The organism is Vibrio sp. AND4, assembly GCF_000171815.1.
GTDB lineage: Bacteria > Pseudomonadota > Gammaproteobacteria > Enterobacterales > Vibrionaceae > Vibrio.
In genome coordinates, this window is sequence record NZ_ABGR01000003.1 from 193,453 (window position 1) to 220,119 (window position 26,667).

Genomic DNA, 26,667 nt, shown 5'->3' on the forward strand with positions numbered 1-26,667 from the left:
ATACATACTTTAACCTACGCTGCAAAAACGACTATGTAAAGCTTTTGGTTTACAAAAGCGATCAGTCATTCGATTTCACATTTTACATACATTCCCGTTACAAATTAATGGATTCCATCTAAAATAACCAGTCAAAGTGACAAGCCTCTTAGCCAATTGCAGCCACCTCAATGAAAAAGGAACATAAACAATGGATACGTTATTAAAAGAATTCCCGGTGATTACTGAGATCAAGGTTGCTTGGGGGGAGATGGATGCGCTGCAACACATTAATAATGCGGTGTATTTTCGTTACTTCGAGACCGCACGTTTGGACTACTTCAACAAAATTAATCTGTTGGTTGATTTACAAACATCTCACATCGGTCCAGTTTTGAGTGAGACCCAGTGCCGTTATAAACTCCCCGTTACCTTTCCAGATACACTGTTGATTGGTTCACGCGTGATCGAGTTGCAAGAAGATCGCATGACAATGGAGTATCAAGCTGTGAGCAAAAAGTGGGGGAAGATAGTGACCATCGCAACGGCCACTGGTGTCATGTTTGATTTCAAGAACAATGTGAAAACTGCGATTCCAAACGACGTTCGTCAGTCGATTTTACAGTTGGAAGGAACGGTGAGCAGCACGCATCATTTGGGGTAACAAAGAGACGAGAGATAAGATTCGAGATTCCATCGCTATCGGGAATCTCTTTTGAACGTTGAGCAAACCGGTTAACAGAACGTCTCGATGTACAACGCTTCAACTTTATCTCTTGCCCATTGCGTTCTGCGAAGAAACTTCAGTGACGATTTAATCGAAGGATCTTTCTCAAAACAGTTCACTCGCACACGTTCGTGCATCCCTCTCCATCCAAAATGCTCGACTAAACGGGTCAGGATTTTCTCTAAACTCAACCCATGAAGAGGGTTGTTAGGCTGCTGTTGGTTCATGCTATTGATCCGATCAAGTAAAGTTGCGCGTCAATCTAACTCAAACTCGCTGTGCAATCTAATGTTTTCACCTTGAATTGCCCAAGGTATCTCCCCTATAGTAGTTCAAATGCATTAAAAAGCCTGTTCATTATGAAAGCCCTCAATGATCTGAATATCTTTGTCGAAACCGCACGCCAAGGCAGTTTTTCAAAAGCCGCCAACAGCATGGACATGACCCCAGCAGCCATCAGCGCATCGATCAAGCGTCTTGAAGGGCAAATTGGCTTCCCACTTTTTGTTCGCTCAACTCGCAGCCTTCGTTTAACCTCCGAGGGCGCATTATTCTTAGATAAAACCATCCAAGCATTAGCAACATTACAAGAGGGTTTAGATCAGATATCTAGCGCTCGTGGCGAGCTATCGGGTCCATTACACATCACAGCACCATCTGACTTTGGTCGCAATATGCTGCTTAATTGGCTTGATGAGTTTATTGATATTTACCCCAACGTCTCTATCAAGTTAGAACTGTCTGACAGCTTGACGGATATGTACACCAAACCTGTTGATATCGCCATTCGTTATGGTGAACCTGCCGATTCGAATCTTGTCACACTGGCGCTGTGTAGTGCGAACGAGCGCATCTTATGTGCCTCCCCAGAATACGTCGCTGATAACCCAGAACTGACAAAGCCGGATGATCTCAACCAGCATAACTGCTTGTGTTACATGGTGGCGGATTCGATATACAACAAATGGACACTGACGCGTGAAGGCAAAACAGAACAGGTCGTCGTAAGTGGTCAACTTATTAGTAACGACAGTGAGTTATCCCATCGCTTAGCACTGAAAGGCAAAGGTATCGCCAATAAGTCACTGATGGATATCAGCCAAGATCTGCTCGAAGGAAGATTGGTACGCGTGTTACCAGAATGGGGTTGTGGTCCAGTACCACTTTACATGGTGTGCGCTGACCGCCGATTACTCACACCAACGATTCGTACTTTCCGAGATTTTATCCAAGAAAAATGTTGCCAGCAAAGGAAGGCGGTACTGACAACATTCTGTTCAGAACATTAGCCAACGAACGCCATCGGCCGAATGTGAGTATACTCAAGCAAGTCGTTCTTTTCTAATTCAGAAAAGCATTGTGTAATATGATGGCTTTGCAAATGTTTGTCTAAGGTTTGTTGTGATGCCCAAATTTCTTGGAACATAAACAAGCCTTCAATCTTCTCATCCAAATACAGCTCATATTGACAGCACCCCTCTTCTTCACGTGTGGGTGCCAGCAGTTCTGTCAGTAACTGTCTCACCTGTTCAATATGGTCAGGAAAAGCTTTAATTTCTGCGACTAGATGTATCATAAATCCTATCTCTGAGTATGTTTCTGTATTCCTACAAGCTACTCCTTTCTAGCCAAAAGAAAAATCAACCTCAGTAACTAACTTTTTCAAAATAAATTTGAAAATACATCCAAGACTAATCAAACAGCGACTTCACCCATAACACTAAACTGTCCCATAACTGACCAATCCAAGAGCCCTCTTCAACGGCTTGATAACTCACCAAGGGATAGCTCGCAACCGTTTGGCCATCATTCTTCCATACAACTTTTCCAACCACATCACCTTTTGCGATTGGTGCAATCAACGGCTCGTTCACCACTGCGCTTTTATCTAGGCCAGCGGTTAGGGAGCGGGGTAAGGTAAGATACGCATCTTGCGCAAAACCTAAATCAATTTTACTGACGTCACCTTTCCACACTTTGGCACTCGCCTGCACTTCGCCCTGTTTTGCCACTTGTTTGGTGCCATAAAAACGAAAACCGTAACTGAGCAAGTTCTTAGACTGAGTTATTCGCGACTGTTTGCTCGGCGTCCCCATCACGACCGAAATCAACCGCATCTTGCCTTGTTTAGCAGAGCTCACCAAACTGTACCCCGCATTGCTGGTATAACCTGTTTTACCACCATCGACATCCATCGACTTATCCCACAGTAATTTGTTGCGGTTGTATTGAGTGATCTTATTCCACTTGAACACCTTCTCGCTGTAAAGTGCATAGACTTCGGGCACATCATTGATGATGGCTTGCATCAGTGTTGCCATATCATTGGGAGAAGTTTGAATGCCCTCACTGTCCAGCCCATGTGAGTTAACGAAGTAGGTATCGTTCAGGCTGAGCTTATCCGCCCAACCATTCATTAACGAGACAAACGCGCCCTCACTACCGGCGACATGTTCAGCAAGTGCCACACAAGCATCATTACCAGATTGAATGATCACACCACGCATTAGGTTCGCGATCGTTATTTCGTCATTGGGCTGAATAAACATTTTTGAAGAATCCGGAAACTTCGCCGACCAAGCATTTTCACTCACTGTCACTTTGTCATCCCATTGCAGTCGCCCAGATTTTATTTCCTGCCCCACCACGTAAGCGGTCATCAGCTTAGTTAAACTGGCGGGGGCTAATCCAGCACGCGCATTTTGCTCTGCAATAATGGCGCCGGACTGAAAGTCCATCAGCACGTAGCCTTTCGCCTGCAACTGTGGAGGGTTTGGCGTCACAACCGCCAGCGCGGGTAGACAACTGCTAGCAAGCAATAAACAGACAAATGTGAATCGGGTTCGTAACGTGTTCATCAAGCATCCTCCGTGGTCAGTGACCGCCAAATGTCTCGTTTCATAAAATGGATTGGGGTGGTGATCAAGATCGTGATGGTAATTAAGGCTATGATAGCTCTTAAGACTAAAATAGTTCCTAAGGCTAAAATAGCTCTTAAGACTAAAATAGTTCCTAAGGCTAAAATAGTTCTTAAGACCATGATTCCTCATCTTCCCCTAACAGATCATAGTTCACTCCATGCATACCAACACGGAAAGATCGATGAGTTTCTGCTGTGAGAAACATTCCATGCTTCTAAGGCTTCAAAAATAGGGTTCTTAAAAAAATGGGTTGTTTCTAATAAGGAATTCGATATCGTAAAGCGATGATAATCAAGGACAGAGCATAACAATGAACACTCAATCATTTGTCGACGCAGGGCTGCATTACACGCCGCACTCATTCACCGTTCCACTGGATTACCAAGATCAAAGTAAAGGCACGATCAATATCTTCGCTCGCTCCGTTTGTTTAGTTGGCGATGAAGACTCACACAAACCTTGGTTGGTGTATTTTCAGGGCGGGCCGGGCTTTCCCTCCCCTCGCCCAAACGGCAATGGCGGTTGGATAAAACGAGCACTGACTGAGTATCACGTACTACTGCTTGACCAGCGCGGCACGGGCAACAGTTGCGTCATTAATCACCAAACACTAGCGCATCTCACACCAGAGAAACAAGCGGACTACTTAAGCCACTTCCGTGCAGACAACATTGTTCGCGATGCAGAGCTTATCCGTGAACAGTTTGGCGTCGAGAAATGGGCAATTCTAGGCCAGAGCTTCGGTGGCTTTTGCTGTTTAACATACTTATCACTCTTCCCCAGCAGTTTGCTGCAAAGCTACATCACAGGTGGCGTACCTTCGATTTCTCGTCATGCCGATGACGTGTATCAAGCGACCTTTAAGCGCACGATGGAGAAAAATCAAGCCTTCTTCCTGCAATTCCCACAAGCACAGAAGTTGTGCCAAAACATTGCTAGCCACCTATTGAAAAACGAAGAATTTCTGCCGAATGGACAGCGCTTTACCGTTGAACAATTCCAACAAATCGGCATTAACTTTGGTGTCAGTGATACCTTCTTGCCAACCTACTATTGGCTGGAAAGTGCTTTGATTGAGGTGAATGGCAAACCTCGCCTTCGTTATGAATTCCTCAACGACATGCTGGCGCAGCAAAACTTCCAAACCAATCCAATTTACGCGATTTTGCATGAATCGATTTACTGCCAAGGGTCTGCTTCTCAATGGAGCGCGCACCGAGTGCGTCAGGAACACGATGCCTTTAACTACGAGCAAGGTAAACCATTCTACTTCACCGGAGAGATGGTCTTCCCTTGGATGTTCGACCAATACCTGAACCTAAAACCACTGAAACTGGCGGCAGAACTACTGGCTAAGAAGTCCGATTGGGCGCCACTATACAATGTGCATCAGCTGGCAAACAACAAGGTACCGATAAGCTGCGCTGTCTATGCCGATGACATGTTTGTCGAAATGGACATTAGCCGCGAAACACTGGCAGCAATACCAAATTCAAGAGCATGGATCACCAACGAGTATGAACATAACGGTCTTCGTGCCGACGGCGAGCGTATTCTCGACAAGCTCATTGCAATGGGTAAACAAACCGCAGCGACGCTGAAGTAAACGGCTGACGTTCAGGTATCCGCGAAAAACCTAGATAAAAAACGCCTCTTTGTTATCTAGGTTTTTATGCTTATATCTCAGAGTCTTTGACTCGCTTATTCATCATTTTGGTGAGTACGCGATAGCCCATCTCATGATAGAAATTTTCACCTTCTTGGTTAAATGCCGCCACGGTTAACGTAATCTCTTCAACATCTCGACCACATAAATCACTCTCGATTTTATCCATCAAAGACAAGCCAATCCCCAGATTACAGTGGCTTTCAGACACCACCAAGTCGTTGATATAGCCGACGCGCCTTTGTGGAGAAAGCATCGAGTTGACCTCTCGAACGGTGCCAGAGATAAAACCCACCACCTGTCGGTGCGAGCAAGCAATAAATGCCGTAATACTGTTATCGAAGTATTTGTCAAAGATATTACGATTCTCTCTCAGCTTTGCCATTTCGTCTGGTGAGCGGTAAAAGTCAGGCTCTGCCTCATAATGATAGGTGTCAAGTTCGACCAAGAGTGTTTTCAACAAAGGGACGTCTTCTTCTCTTAGCCTTCTGATATGAAATTGTTGCATGTTGAATTCCTTTACCAACCGACCTGTATCAAGCACAGATCAACGCTTCCACAGATTATCGAATTAGAAGTATTAGGGGAGTGAAGCCAAACAACAGTACGAATTCCGACCACTTATGTCGAGTGAGTTTTCAAAAGGTTAACAAGTTTTTGCTGATAACTTGAGCATCCACAAAAATTAAGTGGGTATAAAATTCCCCTTTTCTCAATAAAAGGGGATTGGAGGCACAATTTAGAAAACAGCGTTTGGCTCAAAAGCGAGCACCGATTTCAAGCGACTGAAATCACCAATCGGTTCGCCATCGAGCATGAATTGAGGGTAGCTTCTTGCCATTGGGAATAACTCAAACAGCGTTTCTCGGTCAAATTCCACATCCAACTTAAGCGTTGCCACATTAAAACCCTGATTTTGCAGCCATATCGCTGCGGTTTCACACTGAGAGCACCGCTCCTTGCTGTACATTTCTATTTTCATCGATCTTCTCTTAATATTAGAAATCCGCATCAAAACTCAATTGACGATCTTGAGGTCTTTTGTACTCGGTAACACGTTTTTCGAAGAAGTTGGTTTTACCTTCCATGTCTAACAAACGCATGTAGTCAAATGGATTTTCAGAACCAAAGGCAGGATTAAAACCAAACAAGTCTGCGATAACATCAGCAGTATGTTCAATGTATTGACACATCAACTCGGCGTTCATGCCAATCAAGTCCACAGGGAGCGCTTCTGTAACAAACTCTTTCTCAATCGAAACCGCTTCACGGCAGATCTCTTCAAACTCCTGTTGCGTTACCTTTCCCTGCCCTAGTGTTTTAAACAACAGTGCAGAGAAACTAAAGTGCAAGCCTTCGTCACGAGCAATCAAGTCATTACTTGCCGCTAAACCAGCCAAAAGACCACGCTTTCGGAAGTAGTAGATTGCGCAGAAGCTGCCAGCAAAGAACAAGCCTTCAACCAGCCCGAAGGCGATCAAACGCATGGCCAATGGTTTATCGGAAGAGATCCACTTCATCACCCACTGAGCTTTACGCTGAACGGTTGGGACGTTTTCGATCGCATTAAACAGACGCTCGCGTTCTTCCACGTCAGGGATGTAGGTTTCGAGTTGCAATGCGTAAGTCTCTGCATGAATGACCTCATTGAATGCCTGTAAGGCGAGGAAGCAGCGTGCTTCTGCGATTTCGATTTCACCGTAGAATCGAGTCAGCAAGTTCTCATTGATCATCCCTTCACTCTGAGCAAAGAACGCCAAAACATGTCGAATAAAGTGTTTTTCGCCCTCAGTTAACTTGACAAGATCGGGCAGATCTTGAGCAAAGTCCAGTTCTTCTGTGGTCCAGAATGCCGCTTCGTGAGTTTTGTACGCTTGCCAAATCTCTTCGTATTGAATGGGGAACAAACTAAATTTGTTTTTAACAATCATACCCTTTCCTTAGTTTCGGCCGATGTGACCTTTTAGATCAATGAGATAAATTTACGCGCCGCAGTTGAGGCAGTCTTCATCTTCGCTTTGCTGACCGACAGTCACTTTGACGGCATTCGCTGATGGCTTAGAGCGTAGGTAATACATCCCGGTTTTCAGACCACGTTTCCACGCGTAGAAATGCATTGCGTTGATTTGGGCAAAAGTCGGTGATGCGAGCCATAAATTGAGGCTTTGCGACTGGCATACAAACGGGGCACGCTCTGCCGACATATCAATGATCACTTTTTGGGAGATTTCCCATACTGTGCGATATACCGATTGCAAATCGTCTGGAATAGCATCAATGCCTTGTACCGACCCATTATTGAGTAGAATGGCATCACGAATTTTACTCGTCCAAAGACCATTTTTTTCCAAATCTCTCACCAAATGCTTGTTAAGAATAATGAACTCACCCGATAAGGTCTGTCGCTTGTAAAGGTTGCTGGTTTGCGCTTCAAACGCCTCGTTATTCCCTAAGATTTGCGCTGTCGAGGCCGTTGGCATTTGAGCAATCAATAGTGAGTTCCGAACACCATGCTCTGCGATTTTGAGTTTGAGCTGTGACCAATCCCATCGGCTGCTGGGTTGTTTGCCCCAAAGATCAAACTGGAACAAACCTTGGCTGATTGGTGAACCGTCATAACTGGAGTAGGTACCTTTTTGCTTTGCGATCTCACAAGACGCTTCAAGGGAGGCATGGTACATAGTTTCTGCGATATCGCGGTTAAGGTGCAGTGCTTCTTTGCTATCAAACGGAAGGTGCATTTTGAAGAACACATCCGCCAAACCTTGAATACCCAACCCAACAGGACGATGTGCGTGGTTTGATTTCTCGATTTTGTTGGTTGGGTGATAGTTCACGTCGATAACACGATCCAGGTTCTTGATCGCAACTTTAGTCACTTGGTGAAGCTTTTCAAAATCAAAACCTGTGTCTGTAACAAATTTAGGCAATGCCACAGATGCTAAGTTACATGCCGCAGTTTCATCTGGCGTCGAAACTTCCATGATCTCCGCACACAAGTTACTCGACTTAATGGTGCCTAGGTTTTTCTGGTTCGATTTTTCATTACACGCGTCTTTGTAGAGCATGTACGGCGTACCTGTCTCTGTCTGTGACTCAATAATTTTCGTCATCAATTGACGCGCTTTGATCGTTTTCACGCCCAGCCCGATACGCTCGTATTCTTGGTATTTTCTATTAAATTCAGAACCGTACAGCTCGGACAGATCTTTAGTGTTGTGTGGGCTAAACAGAGTCCATTCCGCGTCATTTTCGACACGCTGCATAAACAAATCAGGCACCCACAGTGCAAGAAACAGATCACGTGCGCGGAATTCTTCTTTACCGTGGTTTTTGCGCAAATCGAGGAAGGATTCGATATCCGCATGCCAAGGTTCCAAGTACACCGCAAACGAGCCCTTGCGCTTACCGCCACCTTGGTCGACATAGCGAGCAGTTTCGTTGAACACCTTCAGCATTGGTATGATGCCATTCGATACACCGTTGGTGCCAATAATGGGCGCGCCCGTCGCTCGGATATTGTGAATGTGTAGCCCAATACCACCAGCCGATTTAGAAATCAGCGCGCAGTCTTTGAGCGTATCGTAAATGCCATCTATCGAATCTTCTTGCATCGCCAGTAAGAAACAGGAAGAAAGCTGCTGCATTTTACACCCGGCATTAAACAGAGTTGGAGTGGCATGGGTGTAGTAACCGAGGCTGAGCAAATCATATAGCTCTCTAATTTCCTCAAGATCGTCACCTGCGACCACGACCGCGACACGCATGAACATATCTTGCGGGCGTTCAACCACTGCACCTTTTACTTTCAATAGGTAAGAGCGTTCGAGAGTTTTGTAGCCGAAGTAATCAAACTGATAATCGCGTTTGTAGTCAATCATGTCTTCGAGTGCGAGCTGATTCCTGGCAACGAAATTGACGTAAGCATCGGATAGAATACCGATTTCAGAAAGCTCACTTGTTGCTGCTGCATATCCATTCGTTTCTTTTTGCAGAGAGCTCACCATAACGCGGGCGGCAAGTTTGGCGTAATCTGGATGCTCTGTTGCTAGGCTTGCTGCTGTTTCAGCGAGAAATACATCAATTTCCGTCGCCTTAATACCATCATACAAACCGCTCACGACGCGTTGTGCGACCGCAATCGGTTCGACTTTTAACCCATCAGCCAACATTTCGGCTCTTCGAGTAACCTTATCTAAACTGGCTTTTTCTTTCCGTCCATCACGCTTTATTACGTCCATAACCTATATCTTGTGTGTTATCTTAGCATTGAATACCATATGTGCCTTACAGATCTAATTGATAATGGTTATCATTACAATGATTATTTTAGAAAGCTAACACTGGTGCCAGAGAAGTGAAGAAATCATATTGACACCCAGACCAACCTCGATAGGAACTGCAATCAGAAACAAACCACAGCGACGCGACAGCGTGGTGGTTTTTTCCACAAAGCTTTAATTTTCATTCACTTATTACACTTTCAAAAATGAACAATAAACGTGATCAAGTTCAAGTTTTTTTGTCCTGTCATTTTCCACACTTCGAACCCAAATCAACTGTAGACAGAACCAAGCGACAACATATCCACATAGCTTGTCCGTATTTCCGACTAAATTACTCAGGTATACTCCTAGCCGCTAAAATTATTAGGTACCGATTCTCTTGTGTCGCTAGAGTATCGAACCATAAAGTAAGGAATTATCATGAGTCAGTATGTTGTCTGCGCCCTATATAAATTTGTAGAGTTGGAAAATTACCAAGAGCTGCGCGAGCCATTGCTTGCTCTTATGGAAAAACACCAAGTTCACGGCACGTTGTTGTTAGCAAATGAAGGTATTAATGGTACGGTCGCAGCGAAACGCGAAGATATTGATGCCTTACTTGCTTGGCTGGAGGCAGAGCCTCGACTTAGTAACATTGTGTATAAGGAGTCGTACTCAGACACTCAACCGTTTAATCGCACTAAAGTGAAACTGAAGAAAGAGATCGTGACATTGGGCGTTGAAGGTATTGACCCCCGTCACGTAGTAGGTACTTACGTGAAGCCGAGAGATTGGAACGATTTGATCGCCGATCCAGAAGTGTTTGTGGTCGATACCCGCAATGACTATGAAATCGAAATCGGCACTTTTAAAGGTGCAGTTAACCCAAGCACTCAAACATTCCGCGAATTTCCTGAGTACGTTAAACAAAGCATGGATCCTGAGAAACACAAAAAGGTCGCGATGTTTTGTACTGGTGGTATTCGCTGTGAAAAGTCGACAGCATACATGAAAGAACAGGGCTTTGATGAGGTGTACCACCTCGAAGGCGGCATTCTGAAATACCTTGAGGAAGTGCCACAAGAACAAAGTTTGTGGGAAGGCGATTGCTACGTATTTGATGGTCGCGTTGCGGTTAATCATCAACTAGAAAAAGCAGGTTACGATTTGTGTAACGCATGTCGACTTCCAATTACCGAAGAAGACAAGCAATCGCAACAATTTGAACGAGGCGTAAGCTGCCCGAAGTGTTTTGGTCAGCATAGTGAAGAGCAAGTTGCGCGCTTCCGCGAACGTGAAAAACAGGTCGCATTAGCTGAACTGCGCGGTGAACAGCATGTGGGCGGTGAGAGTGCTAAACAACGTGAACTGCGTCGATCAGACAAGCTGGCTAAGAAAGAGGCGCAGCGCAAAAAAGCATAACAATGAAGGTGCGAGCTGCTTAATCGGCTCGCTCAGTTACGTTTCCTCCCTCACGCTTTGGCACTAGTACAGGTTGTTGTCTTTTAGTAACACCTCAAGTTCGTTGGAACCGCTTCTACAAGGTTGTCCGACCATTTCGTCATAAGCACTTTGCTGACGAAGCACCTGTTTCAACGCTTTCAAGTTACGACACTGCTTTTGTAATTCCAATATCGAGTGCGCCCTCAAAAATTTTCCTTTTTCATCCGTTACATAGTGCTCCTCTCCATCAACAATCACTGATGCTTGGTACAAAGCAAGATCGAGAGAGTGAATGACAAGCTCTTCAATGTAGAAGAATTTTTCCAATTTACTGAGTGGTATCGGCATAAAGTACCTCCTTGCACCGGGTCTTTACGTTTGCAGCAATAAAAACGATCACTGAGTGAGAAATTTACCTCTCCCGTGCGTAGAACAAAAAAACGCGAGGGCTCCGATGCAAACAATCAACTTATTATGGCTTAAACGAGACTTACGTCTTACCGATCATCTCGCTCTACAACACGCCTTATCCTCAGGACACCCTACATTGCTCCTTTATGTTTTTGAGCCAATGTTACTGGAAGATCCACATTACTCCGAACGCCATTGGCGCTTTGTTTGGCAATCACTACAGGATATGAACGCACAGCTTGCCGACTATGGTCAGCATATCTTAGTCTTATCTGGCAACGTCGTGGATTGCTTAAGCGCGATCCAAACCCAATTTGACATCAGTGCTGTATTCTCACATCAAGAAATAGGATTGAATTGCACATTCAAGCGAGACAAGCAGGTTGCAAACTGGCTTCAAGCGCAAGGTATCCCGTGGCACGAGTTTGAATATGGAGCAGTCGTTCGGGGGGCAAAAGACCGACTCGGGTGGGATAAGCATTGGAACGCGGTCATGCGAGCTGCAATCCGAAATCCAGAACTTAAAAATGCATCCCTTATTTCTCTCAGCAATGACACACTAAACTGCTCCTTCACGCCGCCCCCGTCATGGACAGTGCGAACAAAAGGCATGCAAACTGGCGGTAGCTCGGTAGCTTGGCAAACACTGGACGATTTTTTTCAACGACGAGGACGAGATTACTATCGTCGCATTTCTAGCCCATCGGCGTCCCGCACCGCTTGCACTCGCCTTTCCCCTTATTTAGCTTGGGGGAATATCTCGCTTAGAGAGGTATATCAGTATTTACTAGAGCATTGGCAGTTGGCTGGGTTTCGTCGCAGTTTGATAGCACTGTCTTCGAGGCTTCATTGGCATTGTCATTTTATTCAGAAATTTGAATCTGAGTGTAAAATGGAGTTTCGCTGTGTAAACCAAGCCTATGAGGCTTTGCTACGACAAGCATGTTCTCAAGATCAAACAGCATTAGAGGCTTGGAAAGTAGGCAGTACTGGGATACCTCTTATCGATGCTTGCATGCGCTGCCTTCATCACACTGGCTACATCAATTTTCGCATGCGCGCGATGTTAGTGAGCTTCTTAACGCATCACATGAACATGGACTGGCGGGATGGCGTGGCTCACTTGGCCCAATTGTTCCTCGACTTCGAGCCGGGTATCCATTACCCACAATTTCAAATGCAAGCTGGAGTAACAGGTACCAACACAATTCGCATCTACAATCCGACGAAACAAGCACAAGAGCACGATGCTGACGGCAAGTTCATTCACAAATGGATTCCAGAACTTGCGATGGTTCCAACGCCCTTGTTATTCGAACCGTGGAAAATGACCGCAATGGAAACCGTGATGTATCAGATTGATCCAGACTCCTGCTACCTTGCCCCTATCATCGACTTGGATAACAGTGCAAAAGCGGCCAGAGAGAGATTGTGGGCTTGGCGAAAACGCGAAGATGTTAAAGCCGAAGGGAGCAGAATTTTGGCCCTTCACGTCCGTCCCTCGCTCAAAAAGAATGCTGGTTGATCGACCAGAAAAGCGCTCGCGTACAAACAAGGACTTTTATCAGGGAGTGAGCAGTACCCAAACAACACAAGGAATGCATTATGTTGAAACGTACTTTGGCAACAATAACCGTTTTGTTCGCTAGCTTATTATTTACACTGCCGACAACCGCTCACGAACATGGTATGGCGAAAAATGACATCGTTGACGTAGCCGTAGCAAACGGTTCTTTTAATACTTTAGTGGCTGCAGTCAAAGCCGCTGGACTGGTAGAGACTTTGAAAGGTAAAGGTCCGTTCACTGTGTTTGCCCCCACCGATGAAGCCTTTGCTAAGCTACCTGAAGGCACCGTCGAGATGCTCCTGAAGCCTGAGAATAAAGATAAGTTGGTCTCCGTACTGACCTACCACGTTCTGCCCGGAAAATTAATGGCGGCGGATGTGGTAAAAACAGAACAAGCCACTACGGTTCAAGGGCAGGACGTCAAGTTCCAGGTTTCCGGTGATAACGTCACCATAGACAACGCAACGATTGTCGCTACTGACGTACAAGCTAAAAATGGCGTGATACACGTCATCGACAGCGTGCTGATGCCGAAATAACAACCAACAACATGAGAGGGCGGAAACCCCGCCCATTTAAATACATGGAACATGTAAAATTATCTAAGTACGACATTCAGTCTATGGAGCTGCGCCAAAGGACCCGATTGGTCAACTCCCTTTCTGGCTACAAAAGCGCGAACTTAATCGGCACTGTAGATCGGCATGGGCAAGTTAATCTTGCCATCGTCAGTTCTGTGATTCATCTAGGTTCTAACCCGCCGCTGTTCGGATTTATCGTTCGGCCCCACAACAGCAGAAGGCACACGTTAGAAAATATTCTCGACACCAAACATTTCACGATAAATGCCATAGGCGTCGATTTCGTGCAAAAAGCACATCAAACCTCAGCCCGCTACCCTAAACAGACATCAGAGTTTGAGGAGGTAGGACTCACACCTTATTGCGATGATGCGTTTCCTGCGCCATTTGTCCTAGAGAGTAATCTCAAAATGGGCCTGGTGTTGAAAGAACATATTAAGATTGAAAGTAATCAAACAGAGATGTTAGTCGGTGAAGTGGAGATGGTACAGGTCTCCGAGAAAGCCATCATGCCTGACGGTTATCTGGATTTGGAGATTCTTGACCTGGTTACGATTTCAGGACTCGACAGCTATCACGTCACGCAGCGCCTGCACCGACTGAGTTATGCTAAGCCAAACTCAGGCCTCTTTCCACTGACACGAGAGGGTGAACCGTCCTCTTGGGGAGCGCTTGAAGTGGATATGGACAAGCTTTTGTAATTCCCAGAGGTTCAATGTTGGTTTACGTCCAAAATAATTAGCGCTATGGTGAAAGCCAATCAAGACTCAGAACAAACTAAGGAATTTGATTCATCATGAACAGCACGATTGAAACCATTCACAGTCATCGCTCGATCCGTAAGTTCACCTCGGAACCAATTGAAAGTGAGCAATTACAACTGATTCTCCAATCTGGGTTAGCCGCCTCTTCTTCGAGCATGCTACAAGTCGTGTCGGTCATTCGCGTAACAGACGAAGAAAAGCGCAAACTGTTGACACAATATTCAGGTAACCAAACGTACGTCGAGAACGCTGCGGAATTTTTAGTGTTCTGTATCGACTACCAGCGTCATAAGATCATCAATCAACACGTACAAGCTGACTTTACCGAATTGACTCTGATTGGAGCTGTAGACTCAGGCATCATGGCACAAAACTGTTTACTTGCCGCCGAGTCTTTAGGATTAGGGGGAGTGTACATTGGAGGATTGAGAAATAGCGCGGTGCAAGTGGATGAGCTTTTAGGTTTACCTGAAAACACTGCCGTTCTGTTTGGCATGTGCCTAGGTCACCCAGATCAGAATCCAGAAACAAAGCCACGCCTTCCTACGCATGTCATTGTTCATGAAAATCAATACCAAAAACTGAACTTGGACGATATCCAAAGCTATGATCAAACCATGCAAGCCTACTACGCGAACCGTACAAGTAACCAAAAGCAAAGTTCATGGTCACAGGAAACTGCCGGAAAGTTAGCAGGTGAGTCTCGACCTCATATCCTACCTTACTTGAACAGCAAAGGGCTGGCGAAACGCTGAGAACCTGAATATTTTAGTCACAAAACAATCAACTCAAATAAGGCCCTTCATGAGGCCTTGAACGTTTTTTCACCTACTTTCCAACTCCAATCAACTTTTGACACAGACCAAACAGAATGCTGTCAGCATTATGACAGATGAACATTGACCAACAAATAAAAATGAGATCCAAATCACAAATTAAGATAAATTTAGTGATTTTATTTCATAGATTCACCACATAAATATCAACCTTAAGTTTACATACACATGCAAATTATGAGCTACAAAGAAAAATAAGAGCTTATAACAAAGCCATTCACAGAAAAAACACATCACAGCTCTCATAAAATATAAAAAATTTATACATTTATGGATTTTTATTTATTTATCGTCTATTGCCCCACTACAAAAAATTCTTTAGAGTTCGATCTCCAGATGCAACCCGTTTACTACCAAGCGTTCTATAAAAAGGCAGTAACACTGCCCGATAAAGAGATGACGTGTTGTTTGGGTAAAAATAATATCGCTCTTGGCAACTCGCCCTCTTCGTCAGATGAATAAAAACATGAATTTTAATTATATAAAGCTAGGTGGCTTACTCCTATCTTCTGTACTGATCACTGGATGCACAATTCCAGGCAGTCACTTGTCCACGGGTAATAAGCACATTGTTCAAGAAAACAATGTCGGTGCTGAAGTCGACTTCAATGTATTTCCATTAACGCTTGAAAAAGTCTCTCAGCTGAAAGACCCAAGTTTTGAGACTAGAGCCAACCCAACACTTGAACGGGATCTCGCCGCTTATGAATATGAAGTAGGGCCTGGTGATATTCTAAATATCACGATTTGGGATCATCCAGAACTGACTATTCCTGCAGGTTCGTATCGTAGCTCAGAAGAAGCTGGCAACTGGGTACATGCTGACGGCACCATCTTCTACCCATACATCGGCATTGTTGAGGTTGCGGGTAAAAATGTCCGTCAGATTCGTACCGTTCTGGCGAAAAAATTAGCGAAATACATCGAGACTCCCCAAGTCGATGTTAGTGTTGCGGCATTTCGTTCCAAAAAGTCTTACATCACTGGTGAAGTTAACAAGCCAGGGCAACAACCTATCACCAATATCCCACTAACGCTGCTCGATGCCGTTAACCTTGCTGGCGGCTTAGCAAAAAATGCGGATTGGCGGAATGTCACTCTGACACGACAAGGTAAAGTCGAACACCTTTCCCTCTATGCCCTGATGCAAGAAGGTGATCTCACTGAAAATCGATTGCTTCAGTCAGGTGACATCGTACATGTCCCGAGAAATGACACGCAAAAAGTGTTTGTAATGGGGGAAGTAAACGATCCTAAGCTATTGAAAATCGATCGCGCGGGTATGAGTCTGACAGAAGCACTAAGCAATGTTGGAGGCATCAATCAACTCTCTGCAGATGCAACCGGTGTGTTTGTCGTAAGAAAGTCAAAAAACGCTCAAGTATTAGGCAACATCTATCAACTTGACGTCTCCGACGCTGCAGCATTAGTCATTGGCACCGAGTTTGACTTACAGCCTTATGACATTGTGTATGTGACCGCAGCACCGATCAGTCGCTGGAATCGCGTAATCGCACAACTAGTACCAACAATTTCTGGGTTTAATGAGCTTACAGAAGGTGTCCTACGCGTCCGGAAATGGCCGTAGTTCGAGTTACCTGGAGAGGGCTGAATAAAACAATAAAGCTCTTTCAATAGTGATTAATAAGGAACAATCTATGTTTTCTAACATTCTTGTCGTCTGCGTAGGTAACATTTGTCGCTCTCCGACAGGGGAACGAATCCTTCAACGACTGCTGCCAGATAAAACCATCTCTTCAGCTGGCATTGCGGTTGAAAAAAGTCGCCTTACGGGGAAACCAGCAGATGAAACTGCAACACAGATAGCCTCAAACAAAGGTGTCTCTCTTGCGGATCATCAAGCGCAACAGCTGACCGCACAGCTGTGCGCGAAACAAGATCTTATCTTGGTAATGGAGCATGGTCATATAGATGCACTAACAGAAATGGTTCCCGAAGCAAGAGGGAAAACCATGCTATTTGGACATTGGATCAACTCTATCGACATTCCAGACCCTTACAGGCAAAGCAGAGAGGCATTCGACCATGCATTTTCTCTGATTGAAAAATCCGCTCATGCATGGGCAAAAAGAATATAACTCAGACTACTTGGCGAAATACAAAGATAATGGCTAACCACACTATAAGTTCACCTGCATCCACTGATGATGAAATCGATCTAGGCAAACTATTTGGCGTATTGATTGATGCAAAATGGTTCATCATTGGTATTACACTCTTCTTTGCCACAATCGGAATTGCGGTTGCATTACTGTCGACCCCAATTTACAAAGCGGATGCGCTCATTCAGATTGAACAAAAAAGCTCTGGCGGTGTTTCGGCGATGGTTGGTGATATGGGCGACCTTTTCGCCGCAGAATCTTCAGCGACAACAGAAATTGAAATCATCAAATCTCGCATGATCCTTGGTGATACCGTCGATAAATTTAACTTGACGACCATAGCCACCCCAACTTACCTACCTTACGTTGGTAAGGGACTGGCTCGTATCAATAGCACTCAAGATTACATTTCAGTGCCGACTTTTGAGGTACCTCGTACAGCGCAAGGTTTAGAACATCACTTAGTTGTAACCGATGCTGATAAAGGTGCTTTTGATCTGATGATTAAAGATCAAACTGTACTTTCTGGCGTCGTTGGACAAACCATTGAAAAAGATGGTTATCGTTTAAAAGTCAGTGAGCTGGTTGCACAAAACAAAGATGAGTTTTCAATTGTTAAAATCAGCAGGCTAGACGCTGTTAATCAGTTAGCTTCAAAACTGACTATCTCAGAGCGAGGCACTAAAACTGGCATTATTTCATTGAGCATTGAAGGCGAATTCCCTGAACGTAACCAACAAGTCTTGAATGAAGTCGTGCAAAGCTATTTCTTGCAAAATGTGCGAAGAAACTCAGCGGAAGCAGAGCAAAGTCTAAACTTCCTAGAAAAACATCTGCCAGAGATTAAAGTAAAACTAAACGGCTCAGAAGATGTGTTGAATGTTTTTAGGCAAGAAAACGAATCTATCGACTTAAACCTTGAAGCACAATCAACGCTTAAGGTCATGGTCGCTCTTGAAGCACAACTCAATGAGCTGACATTTAAAGAGAGTGAAATCAGTCAAAAATTCACACACGACCACCCTGCTTATAAATCACTGTTAGACAAACGAAAAACACTACTTCAAGAAAAAGCTCGCTTAAACAGACAAGTTCAGAAGTTACCGAAAACACAGCGAGAAGTTCTGCGTATGACTCGTGATGTGGAAGTAAACCAACAGATTTACATCCAACTTCTTAATAAAGTCCAAGAATTAAACATTATTAAAGCTGGTACCGTTGGTAATGTTCGCATCATTGATAGCGCGCAGTCTTACGCCGTTCCTATAAAGCCTAGAAAACCTCTCATCGTGGTTCTAGCAACACTATTAGGCGGTATGGTGGCCGTTGCTTTCGTTTTAGTTAAAACCGCTTTTCATCGCGGCGTCACGTCTCCAGATGAGATTGAACAGATTGGTATTTCTGTTTACGCCAGTGTTCCCAAGTCTGTACAACAGTTGGACATAGCAAACAAACTGAAACGCAAGGACAATAAGAGCTTACGTCTACTCGCAGAAGAAAACCCTGCCGACCTCGCCATTGAATCACTGCGTGGCTTACGTACCAGCCTTCACTTTGCGATGATGGAAGCGAAAAACAACGTTCTGATGATTTCTGGCCCTGCGCCTTCAATCGGTAAAACATTCGTATCGACCAACTTCGCAGCAGTAGCAGCAAAGACAGGTCAGAAGGTACTATTGATCGACGCAGATATGCGTAAAGGTTATCTACAACAGTGCTTCGGTCTGACAGCTGACAACGGTCTCTCTGATTTCTTGAGCGGTAAGATTGATCTAGACACTGTGATTAAACCAACCAAAGTTGAAAATTTAAACATTATTACTCGTGGTCAAACACCGCCAAACCCTTCTGAACTTTTGATGCATCCACGATTTGCTGAGTTTGTGGAGAAGGTATCACATGAGTACGACCTCGTCATCATAGATACACCGCCAATACTGGCAGTTACCGATCCAAGTATCGTTGGTACAATTGCTGGTACCACTTTGATGGTGGCAAGATTTGAACAAACGACATCCAAAGAGCTTGAAGTCGCTCGCAGTCGATTTGAACAATCTGGTGTCGAAGTGAAAGGTATTATTCTCAATGCAATCGAGAAAAAAGCAGCAAGCTCATACGGTTATGGTTATTACAACTACGCCTACAAAAGTGAGTAATTTAGCGGCCTGTTAAATATAAACGCAAAGCCTCGCCATTGCCGCGAGGCTTGCTTCTAAATTAGGGTACTTGAGCTTTTTGTTTAAAGCCTAGGACGATTTGTAAACATCGCTCTTATGACCAACAACAGACTCATTCAACACTAAAGAAAACGCCCAATCAGAACATAAACACTAGATGCCTAGTTATGCACTTTGCGTCCTTTTTTCCTCAATTCTAAATACTATTCTCTAACGATTTATAAATGTATCAAACCATCACCAAAGGATGTAAGTTTGATAAAATCGTTAACCTATACCTTCACCACCACGAATTTGCTGCAACTTTGTTATCAGTTGGTTTCCTGTGGTGATAAAGATCACATTCACAAAACAATCATAAGACTATTCTTTCGTATTTTCCCACTCCACTGCTAACCTGCTGGCCAGCTTGAATTAAACCCAAGGTGCATAACTATAAGGAATGTTCTTATGAATACCAAGAAACCGATGTCGCTTACCAGCCGTGTAATTTTAGGTATGGTAGCGGGTATCTTGACAGGATTTGCAATTCGCACACTTTTCACCGACAGCGGATTTGTCGACGCTTACATTGTAAATGGATTATTCGAAGTTGGCGGCCAGATCTTCGTGGCCAGCTTAAAAATGCTTGTGGTACCACTGGTGTTCGTTTCGTTAGTTTGTGGTACAAGCTCTCTAAAAGATCTATCAACATTAGGTCGCATGGGTGGTAAAACCCTTGCTTTCTACGTAGCAACGACTGCCATCGCAATCACACTTGCGCTGACGATGGGTACTTTATTCCAGCCGGGAGCTGGTGCAGACTTAACCGCAGCAAGTTCATTCAAATCAGCCGAAGCCCCCTCTTTGGGACAGGTGCTAATTGATATGTTCCCGACAAACCCAATCAACGCCATGGCAGAGGGAAAAACTCTACAGGTGATCGTATTTGCGGTACTGTTCGGTATTGCGATCAGCGCAGCAGGTAAGCCAGGTGAGCGTATCGCCACATTCTTCTCTGATCTCAATGAAGTCATAATGAAACTGGTTGCAATCCTGATGAACTTAGCACCTTATGGTGTTTTCTTCCTGATGGCGAAACTGTTTACAGGACTTGGTTTAAACGCAATCTTCAACTTAGCAGAGTATTTCGCTGTTCTAGCAGGGACATTATTGCTACACGGTCTTGTGACATACAGCTTGATGCTAAAAGGTTTCACGGGTCTCAACCCAATTACGTTCCTACGTAAGATGGAAGATGCGATCATGTTTGCTTTCTCTACCGCATCATCAAATGCAACCATTCCAGTAACTATGGAAACGGCTAAACACCGCATGGGTGTTGAGAACCGCGTATCATCGTTCACAGTACCACTAGGTGCGACTGTGAACATGGACGGCACGGCGATCATGCAAGGCGTGGCGACGGCGTTTATCGCACAGGCATTCAATATCGACCTTACTATGGGTGACTACCTAATGGTCATCATGACGGCAACACTGGCCTCTATCGGTACCGCAGGTGTCCCAGGTGTAGGTCTCGTTATGTTGGCTATGGTGTTGAACCAAGTGGGTCTACCACTCGAGGGCATCGCTCTCATCATGGGTGTTGACCGTCTGCTTGACATGATTCGCACCGCTGTCAACATCACTGGTGACAGCGCAGTGACTATCATTGTTGCTAAATCAGAAGGGGCATTGGATGAAGGCCGCTTCAACGACCCAGCAGCTGGCGTGGCAGAAGAAAAAGTACACCTTAAGCACGAAGATGCCTAGAGCGCCCTTCGATTACTATTTTGCAGAGGTCTAAATGGGAGCCTCGATGGAAACATCGGGGCTTTCGTTTTATTTGGAGATTAAATCACTACTCTGTCATTGAGCTCAGCTTGTTTCTCGCTTGGCTTTCATGCTCTGCGGTGATTGCACTGCCTACCGAGTTAGCAGCCAATGTCAGCGCTGCCATATCATCGGTAAAACCGATACCCGCTAACATATCTGGCACCATATCCGTGGGTAAAACGAAATAAGTCAGTGCGCCGCCTAAAATAGCTTTATGGCGAACAGAGGTATTGGAGTCTGTCATCGCAAGCCATGATTTGATGCCCATGACGGCAAGCTCTTCGCTCACTTTCTTAACGGAGCGCTTCATTTTGCACCAGAAAGTTTTCTCATCTGGCGCTTGCAACGTTAAATCTGAGGCGTCATCGGACAACGAATTTACAGGCATGTTTGTGGTCATCGTGCCTCCTACATTTATGACTGTGGCACGAGTATAAAGGAAGAAACCTGAACGTAGGATTAACAATAAGAGACAAAAATGAAGAAAGAAAAATCCCCCAACCTAGGTCAGGGGAGCATGGTTTTAGGAGTGATAACTTTAGAGACAGTCGCTTCAAGAATAGTCACTTCAAGAACAGTCGCTTTGGGAATCACGCTTTAAAGCCAAAAGTCCTATTGAGCAATTTTCTCCACTATGCGCATTAGCATTTTGATACGTGGTTCAATAGACTCGAGCAACAAGTACTCTTGGTCACTGTGGAAACCTGCACCAACAGGTCCCAGGCCATCCAACGTTGGAACGCCAAGAATTGCCGTATTGTTTGCATCAGAACCGCCACCGACTTCTTTCCAATTGATATCGACCGCCAGTTCACTTGCCGCCTCCTCAACTAATGTCATCAGTTTTTCGGTTTGCACATTTGGCACCATAGACGGCTTGTAGGCCTCTCGAACCAATTTGATACTCACACCGTTAACAAATGGCGTTTCCAGCATGCCGTTTAGCTTGCTATCAACATCATCGTATTCTGCGTTGCTCCAGAAACGCACATCCACGACCGCTTCAGCATGTTCGGGGACGATATTTGCACCCTGACCACCAGCGACGATACCCACGTTCAATGTGGTGCCAGATTCAAAATTCGTCATCGCATTGATTGCCAAAACCCAATTCGCCATCTCAGTGATGGCACTACGGCCACGTTCTGGCTCATTTCCCGCATGAGCAGCAATGCCGTTGAAGACCATTTTGTAACGAGCCATTCCCTTACGCGCTTTGACTAAGCCGCCATCTGCACGTGCTGCTTCCGCAACCAGTACATGCTTAGCGTTTTTCGCTACCGACTGAATCCAGTCAACCGAATCTAGAGAACCTGTCTCCTCGTCTGGGTTCATACAAATGGCAATAGACAACTTATCCAATACAGCTCGGTCTAGATTGCGCATCGTGTACACGATATTTAACAAACCGGATTTCATGTCAGAGACACCTGGTCCGTAAGCTTTCTCGGCATCTTGAGACATTGGACGAAGCTCAGCGGTACCTACAGGGAAAACGGTATCCATATGACCGATTAGCATCACGTCAATGTGCTCGGTTTCCGGCTTATTTCGGACTTCTAGCCCCACACCAGCTTTACCACAGTCGATGTGTTTTACGCTCCAACCCGGCATCGCTCGGTACTTCTCTTCAAATTGAGAGGCGATAAATTTAATACCATCGGTCATGTAAGTTCCGCAATCCACATTTATCAGCGGGCGTAGCTCTTCAAGATACTCATTTAGAGAAAATTGCATGACTTACTCCTAGACAAAAAGGTTCATAACTAGCATTGCACCAAACGCGTTCAACACTGAAATTGCAATCATGATTGGAATGTAACGTCCCTCAGTACCAATAGGCCCCATGATTCGCCCCATATATTGAACTTGAGAACCCATTAAATAGATAGCTGGCGCAAGAATCGCAATATGCGTGCCGTTCAGGATGCCTTGGTCAAACAATGTAATGACGACGCCAACCGCTCCCCCCATCGACATCCAAGCACCGATCAATACTGCTGCGGCTTCACCCGGAAGACCAAACACGGCCATGACTGGAGAAAACACCGTTCCCATCAAATCCAATGCACCTGTGATTTGCAGCGCTTTGATGATCACAAACGCCATCAGTACGTTAGGAACGGTCGACGTAGTGGCAATGACCCAACCTTTCTTAGCACCCTCGACGAAGATATCCGTCACCATCGGTTTTTTTGCATTAACGTCACCCATTATGCCGTCTCCTCTTTTAGGTTATCCGCTTGATTTTGATTTTTGTCTTGCTTGTCTTCTTTGCCTTCCGTGATATTTAGATAGATACGGAATAGGTTCGCACCAATGATCTTAAATACGAACATCACCACAACGGCCAAACCGATTGAAGACGTTACCGCTAGAGAACCGTCCGCCATTGTCAGCGTGAATAACACCGCACCCGACGAGAAGAAGTTCACTATGGTTGCACCTGCAGTGAACTGAAACATGGTGAACACGTCCGTTTCGCGCTTGGTTAAGTGGCCTTCATCTTTGAGTTGACGCGTCATCGCCGCACCTGCATCAGTGCTTTGTAGAGAAGCAATCAGAGCTAAGCCTGAGTTGCCTGGAATGCCCATTAGAGGACGTAGAAGGGGAGTAAGTAGTTTACGAGCTGCTTCAAGGGCACCGTAGTGCTCAAGGACGTTAATCATACCTAGTGCGAACATGACGGTTGGGATCAACGTAAGCGCAAAAATGAAACCGTCACGTGCACCGCTACCACCAGTACCGCGGAAAGAGGTCGTCGCGGCCTGTATCGCACCATCCGCACCTTCCGTCACGCCATAAGCGACTTTACCGAAAGAGCCATTAAGCGTTGTAAAGTCGAATACACCGAACCATTCGTTGGATTGCATCAGACCAGAAAAAAACACAACCGCAAACGCGAGTGCAATATAACACCCGATCGTTACCTTGCGCTCAGCATGAACAGGGCTTGTCATAAATTCACCTATATATGTGGAACAGAACACATAGATGATGTCTTGAAAGGTGTGTCAGAGAGATGATCAAAATCAAGCCATCGACCGAACATTAGCACTGCTCAATGATGAAGTTTTATTTTATGATTTGAGTCACATTTGAAAAATAATAAACATTTATGACCTAGATAAGGAATATTTATCTAGTGAGCGGCAAATGTTGTCTATTAGCTGCATATCTACCCAAATAACTCCAAGATGGGTTACTTATGGGTGCTCCCCCCAAAACTTGGCTCACTGTTTAGGTAACTCATCGGTGTGGTCCCCGTCTTTTGACGAAAAAAGTAGATGAATGCGCTATCACTTGAGAACTCCAGCCGATGCGCAATATCCGATAACCTCATACCACTCGACAATAGCTCAATTGCTCCCAGTAAACGCCATTGTTGACGCCAACTCTGGTAGGGCATGCCTGTCTCACGGTTAAAGATTCTTGTTATCGTCTTTTCACTCGCTCCGACTAATTGGCTTAACTTTGCCAAAGAAGGGGCGCTAAACGCTTCATCGTCTATCTTCGAGATCCACGACTGCAATCGATAATCTTTGGGTAACGGCAGTTGCAAGTAAACATCTTCAGAGTCGTTGAGTTCTTCTATAAACAAATTCAACGTATTGATCTGTTCACTCTCTGGTTTATCAAAGGGCCAAAATGACATCCTATCAATAAGGATTCTCATCAGAGGTGTGACATCGAAAATCCGAATTTTTCGCGGTAAACGTGAGGCTAGCGAAGGATCAAAATAGAGGGAGCGATATTGCGCCACATTGGTTGACTGAGCATTGTGCGATGTCCCTCTGGGAATCCATGCCGCTCTCATCGGGGGCAGGACGTACTTTACGTCTTCAAGTGTTATCGTCATGCAGCCATGTTGGGAGGAAATTAATTGATCTTTCGCATGGAAATGCACACCTGAATCATGATCCGATATCTCAGCTGCGACACCAATGACCAAGCCATTATGCTCTTCAGCACAAAAATGTTCCCCTTTAGAAAGCAACGCCATTAATACCACCTGTCCTTATTTTGATGTTTTATGTTTCATTCTCATTATAGTCCCAAATCAAGGTACCGCTATACTTTTCAATATCACGTAGATGACCAAACGTGAAACACGTAATCGAATGCCATTCAACATCACGCTAAGCAGTTGAAAGGCGTTCAGTAATAGAGGTATTTTTGAGAACTTAACCATGAATAAATTAATAGAAAAAGTGTCTATTCCATTGGCCGTGGTGCTCTTAATGTTTCCACAAATTATAGAGACAATGTACAGCCCTGCCCTGACCTCTGTGAAGAATACATTTGGTGTTAGCAGTAATGAAGCAGCACAAGCGATGTCAATTTTCTTTGTCGCTTTCGCCTTCGGCGTGGTTTTTTGGGGCAGAATGTGTGACGTGATAGGCCGAAGAGTGTCAACCATATTAGGGCTTGTTGTCTTTATTGTTGCGGCCATTTTTACCATGCTTGCACCTACGTTCAATTTGTTGCTTACCGGTTTTGGTTGTTGCGCTTTTGGCGCGGCTGTTGGCTCCGTTTGTACGCAAACCATTATTCGTGATGGCTATCATGGCAAAGAACTCAGCCACGTATTTTCGATTGTTGGTACTTCAATCGGTATCAGTCCTGTGATCGGAATGCTGGCTGGCAGTTGGCTAACGTCACTTGGCGGTTACCAGTGGGTTTTCTTCGCCATGGTGGTGTTCATCGTTGCGCTATTGATTTGGTCGTTGTTCAAATTGCCAGAGACAAAACCAGAACACACCCAGAGCGATAGCCTGCTGTCAGTGGGTATAAAGATGCTCAGCGATGCACATATCTGGTATATCACACTCATGGTAGGTCTGTTTAATATTGCGTTATTTTCTTATTACAGTATCGCACCGTTTATGTTCGAAAAGCTGGGCGCAAGTGTTAACTTTTTCGGCAATACCGGATTTGTACTCGCACTGGGTTCCGTATTGGGTTCTATTATCAATATGAAGTTAATTCGCATGCATTTAAGTCACGAAAAAATTGTGATGTTTGCATCGTGTCTACTGCTGGTTGGCGGGTTTGGCGTGTTCATCATGCAAGCGTCAGTCTGGTTTTTCATCCCTGTGGTATTAGTGTCGTTGTCATTTGGGCTGGCCATTCCAAACCTGTTAAGTGGCGCATTAACTCACTATCGTGACCACCTGGGGAGTGCAGGAGCACTATTAGGCTTGTTCTATTATCTGGTCATCGGCTTTGGCCTTCATAGAGCTGCTGAATTTGGTGATTTAGCGATAACATTGATAGGCTGTGCTGGCATTGCTTGTACTATTTCACTGTTGAAAAATCTTGTTGAGCTGGCGACTTTCAAAACCTCTGATATCGATTTTTGAGCATCATGATGGTGTAAAAGCCAACC

General features: G+C 44.9%; 26 protein-coding genes. 13 read left to right on the forward strand and 13 right to left on the reverse strand.

Translation table 11 applies throughout. The annotated features are described in order from the left end of the window. Positions 1-190: 190 nt before the first annotated feature. A complete protein-coding gene (locus AND4_RS06115) occupies positions 191-643 on the forward strand; it encodes a thioesterase family protein (protein ID WP_009842059.1) in 453 nt (150 codons plus the stop codon). 71 nt (positions 644-714) lie between these two features. On the opposite strand, the gene AND4_RS06120 is transcribed toward AND4_RS06115, so the two are convergent. Further along, positions 715-933, reverse strand: a complete 219-nt coding sequence (locus AND4_RS06120) for a VF530 family protein (RefSeq protein ID WP_009842060.1) — start codon at positions 931-933, stop codon at positions 715-717. A 132-nt stretch (positions 934-1,065) separates the two neighbouring features. Here AND4_RS06120 and AND4_RS06125 point away from each other — a divergent pair, with 132 nt between their 5' ends. Next, positions 1,066-1,995 (forward strand): LysR family transcriptional regulator, encoded by a 930-nt coding sequence (locus tag AND4_RS06125; protein WP_009842061.1) that lies wholly within the window; start codon positions 1,066-1,068, stop codon positions 1,993-1,995. On the opposite strand, the gene AND4_RS06130 is transcribed toward AND4_RS06125, so the two are convergent. Together AND4_RS06130 and AND4_RS06135 are read right to left on the reverse strand one after the other, a co-directional pair. Continuing rightward, complete coding sequence (locus AND4_RS06130; protein ID WP_009842062.1) at positions 1,992-2,282, reverse strand: putative quinol monooxygenase; 291 nt, start codon at positions 2,280-2,282, stop codon at positions 1,992-1,994. The two genes, AND4_RS06125 and AND4_RS06130, sit on opposite strands and share 4 nt — an antisense overlap. A 115-nt stretch (positions 2,283-2,397) precedes the next feature. After that, complete coding sequence (locus AND4_RS06135) at positions 2,398-3,564, reverse strand: D-alanyl-D-alanine carboxypeptidase family protein (protein WP_009842063.1); 1,167 nt, start codon at positions 3,562-3,564, stop codon at positions 2,398-2,400. A gap of 373 nt (positions 3,565-3,937) precedes the next feature. Here AND4_RS06135 and AND4_RS06145 point away from each other — a divergent pair, with 373 nt between their 5' ends. Continuing rightward, on the forward strand, positions 3,938-5,233 hold the full coding sequence (locus AND4_RS06145) for an alpha/beta fold hydrolase (RefSeq protein ID WP_009842065.1): 1,296 nt from the start codon (positions 3,938-3,940) through the stop codon (positions 5,231-5,233). Positions 5,234-5,303: 70 nt separating this feature from the next. Here AND4_RS06145 and AND4_RS06150 read toward each other — a convergent pair whose 3' ends face one another. The 4 genes from AND4_RS06150 to AND4_RS06165 all read right to left on the reverse strand — a co-directional run bounded on the left by AND4_RS06150 (position 5,304) and on the right by AND4_RS06165 (position 9,534). Continuing rightward, positions 5,304-5,801: a GNAT family N-acetyltransferase gene (locus tag AND4_RS06150; RefSeq protein WP_009842066.1), complete on the reverse strand. Its 498-nt coding sequence runs from the start codon at positions 5,799-5,801 to the stop codon at positions 5,304-5,306. A 231-nt stretch (positions 5,802-6,032) separates the two neighbouring features. Then, on the reverse strand, positions 6,033-6,275 hold the full coding sequence (locus AND4_RS06155) for a glutaredoxin (protein WP_009842067.1): 243 nt from the start codon (positions 6,273-6,275) through the stop codon (positions 6,033-6,035). Between the two features lie 16 nt (positions 6,276-6,291). Further along, complete coding sequence (locus AND4_RS06160) at positions 6,292-7,224, reverse strand: ribonucleotide-diphosphate reductase subunit beta (protein ID WP_009842068.1); 933 nt, start codon at positions 7,222-7,224, stop codon at positions 6,292-6,294. A 51-nt stretch (positions 7,225-7,275) separates the two neighbouring features. After that, on the reverse strand, positions 7,276-9,534 hold the full coding sequence (locus AND4_RS06165; protein ID WP_009842069.1) for a ribonucleoside-diphosphate reductase subunit alpha: 2,259 nt from the start codon (positions 9,532-9,534) through the stop codon (positions 7,276-7,278). A 465-nt stretch (positions 9,535-9,999) separates the two neighbouring features. On the opposite strand from AND4_RS06165, the gene AND4_RS06170 reads away from it, so the two are divergent. Next, positions 10,000-10,980 (forward strand): rhodanese-related sulfurtransferase, encoded by a 981-nt coding sequence (locus tag AND4_RS06170; RefSeq protein WP_009842070.1) that lies wholly within the window; start codon positions 10,000-10,002, stop codon positions 10,978-10,980. A gap of 63 nt (positions 10,981-11,043) precedes the next feature. Here AND4_RS06170 and AND4_RS06175 read toward each other — a convergent pair whose 3' ends face one another. After that, positions 11,044-11,349: a DUF6482 family protein gene (locus tag AND4_RS06175; protein WP_009842071.1), complete on the reverse strand. Its 306-nt coding sequence runs from the start codon at positions 11,347-11,349 to the stop codon at positions 11,044-11,046. A gap of 106 nt (positions 11,350-11,455) precedes the next feature. Between AND4_RS06175 and AND4_RS06180 the strand changes: the two genes are divergently transcribed. From AND4_RS06180 to AND4_RS06215, 8 genes are all read left to right on the forward strand, one after another. After that, positions 11,456-12,937, forward strand: coding sequence for a deoxyribodipyrimidine photo-lyase (locus AND4_RS06180; RefSeq protein ID WP_009842072.1), 1,482 nt, complete (start codon positions 11,456-11,458; stop codon positions 12,935-12,937). Between the two features lie 80 nt (positions 12,938-13,017). Continuing rightward, positions 13,018-13,518, forward strand: a complete 501-nt coding sequence (locus tag AND4_RS06185; protein WP_009842073.1) for a fasciclin domain-containing protein — start codon at positions 13,018-13,020, stop codon at positions 13,516-13,518. Positions 13,519-13,562: 44 nt separating this feature from the next. Next, positions 13,563-14,261: a flavin reductase gene (locus tag AND4_RS06190; RefSeq protein WP_009842074.1), complete on the forward strand. Its 699-nt coding sequence runs from the start codon at positions 13,563-13,565 to the stop codon at positions 14,259-14,261. Positions 14,262-14,356: 95 nt separating this feature from the next. Next, entirely contained in the window at positions 14,357-15,079 is a 723-nt protein-coding gene (gene nfsA, locus AND4_RS06195; protein ID WP_009842075.1) for an oxygen-insensitive NADPH nitroreductase, read from the forward strand. 547 nt (positions 15,080-15,626) lie between these two features. Further along, positions 15,627-16,748, forward strand: coding sequence for a polysaccharide export protein (locus tag AND4_RS06200; protein ID WP_009842076.1), 1,122 nt, complete (start codon positions 15,627-15,629; stop codon positions 16,746-16,748). A gap of 70 nt (positions 16,749-16,818) precedes the next feature. Next, positions 16,819-17,259, forward strand: a complete 441-nt coding sequence (locus tag AND4_RS06205; protein WP_009842077.1) for a phosphotyrosine protein phosphatase — start codon at positions 16,819-16,821, stop codon at positions 17,257-17,259. Positions 17,260-17,288: 29 nt separating this feature from the next. Next, the gene (locus AND4_RS06210) at positions 17,289-19,439 is read left to right on the forward strand and encodes a polysaccharide biosynthesis tyrosine autokinase (RefSeq protein WP_009842078.1); all 2,151 of its coding nucleotides are present in this window, start codon (positions 17,289-17,291) and stop codon (positions 19,437-19,439) included. 471 nt (positions 19,440-19,910) lie between these two features. Further along, positions 19,911-21,215 (forward strand): dicarboxylate/amino acid:cation symporter, encoded by a 1,305-nt coding sequence (locus tag AND4_RS06215; protein ID WP_009842079.1) that lies wholly within the window; start codon positions 19,911-19,913, stop codon positions 21,213-21,215. 88 nt (positions 21,216-21,303) lie between these two features. On the opposite strand, the gene AND4_RS06220 is transcribed toward AND4_RS06215, so the two are convergent. The 5 genes from AND4_RS06220 to AND4_RS06240 all read right to left on the reverse strand — a co-directional run bounded on the left by AND4_RS06220 (position 21,304) and on the right by AND4_RS06240 (position 25,281). After that, positions 21,304-21,678 (reverse strand): YkvA family protein, encoded by a 375-nt coding sequence (locus tag AND4_RS06220; protein ID WP_009842080.1) that lies wholly within the window; start codon positions 21,676-21,678, stop codon positions 21,304-21,306. 212 nt (positions 21,679-21,890) lie between these two features. After that, positions 21,891-23,015 (reverse strand): M20 family metallopeptidase, encoded by a 1,125-nt coding sequence (locus AND4_RS06225; RefSeq protein ID WP_009842081.1) that lies wholly within the window; start codon positions 23,013-23,015, stop codon positions 21,891-21,893. 9 nt (positions 23,016-23,024) lie between these two features. Further along, positions 23,025-23,492: a YjiG family protein gene (locus tag AND4_RS06230; RefSeq protein ID WP_009842082.1), complete on the reverse strand. Its 468-nt coding sequence runs from the start codon at positions 23,490-23,492 to the stop codon at positions 23,025-23,027. After that, positions 23,492-24,238, reverse strand: coding sequence for a nucleoside recognition domain-containing protein (locus tag AND4_RS06235; RefSeq protein WP_009842083.1), 747 nt, complete (start codon positions 24,236-24,238; stop codon positions 23,492-23,494). The genes AND4_RS06230 and AND4_RS06235 overlap by 1 nt, the downstream gene beginning before the upstream one ends. Before the next feature lie 242 nt (positions 24,239-24,480). Beyond that, positions 24,481-25,281 carry a helix-turn-helix transcriptional regulator gene (locus AND4_RS06240; protein ID WP_009842084.1) on the reverse strand — a complete coding sequence of 267 codons (801 nt, stop codon included), beginning with the start codon at positions 25,279-25,281 and terminating at the stop codon, positions 24,481-24,483. A gap of 187 nt (positions 25,282-25,468) precedes the next feature. Here AND4_RS06240 and AND4_RS06245 point away from each other — a divergent pair, with 187 nt between their 5' ends. Further along, entirely contained in the window at positions 25,469-26,641 is a 1,173-nt protein-coding gene (locus tag AND4_RS06245) for a multidrug effflux MFS transporter (RefSeq protein WP_009842085.1), read from the forward strand. Positions 26,642-26,667: the final 26 nt, after the last annotated feature.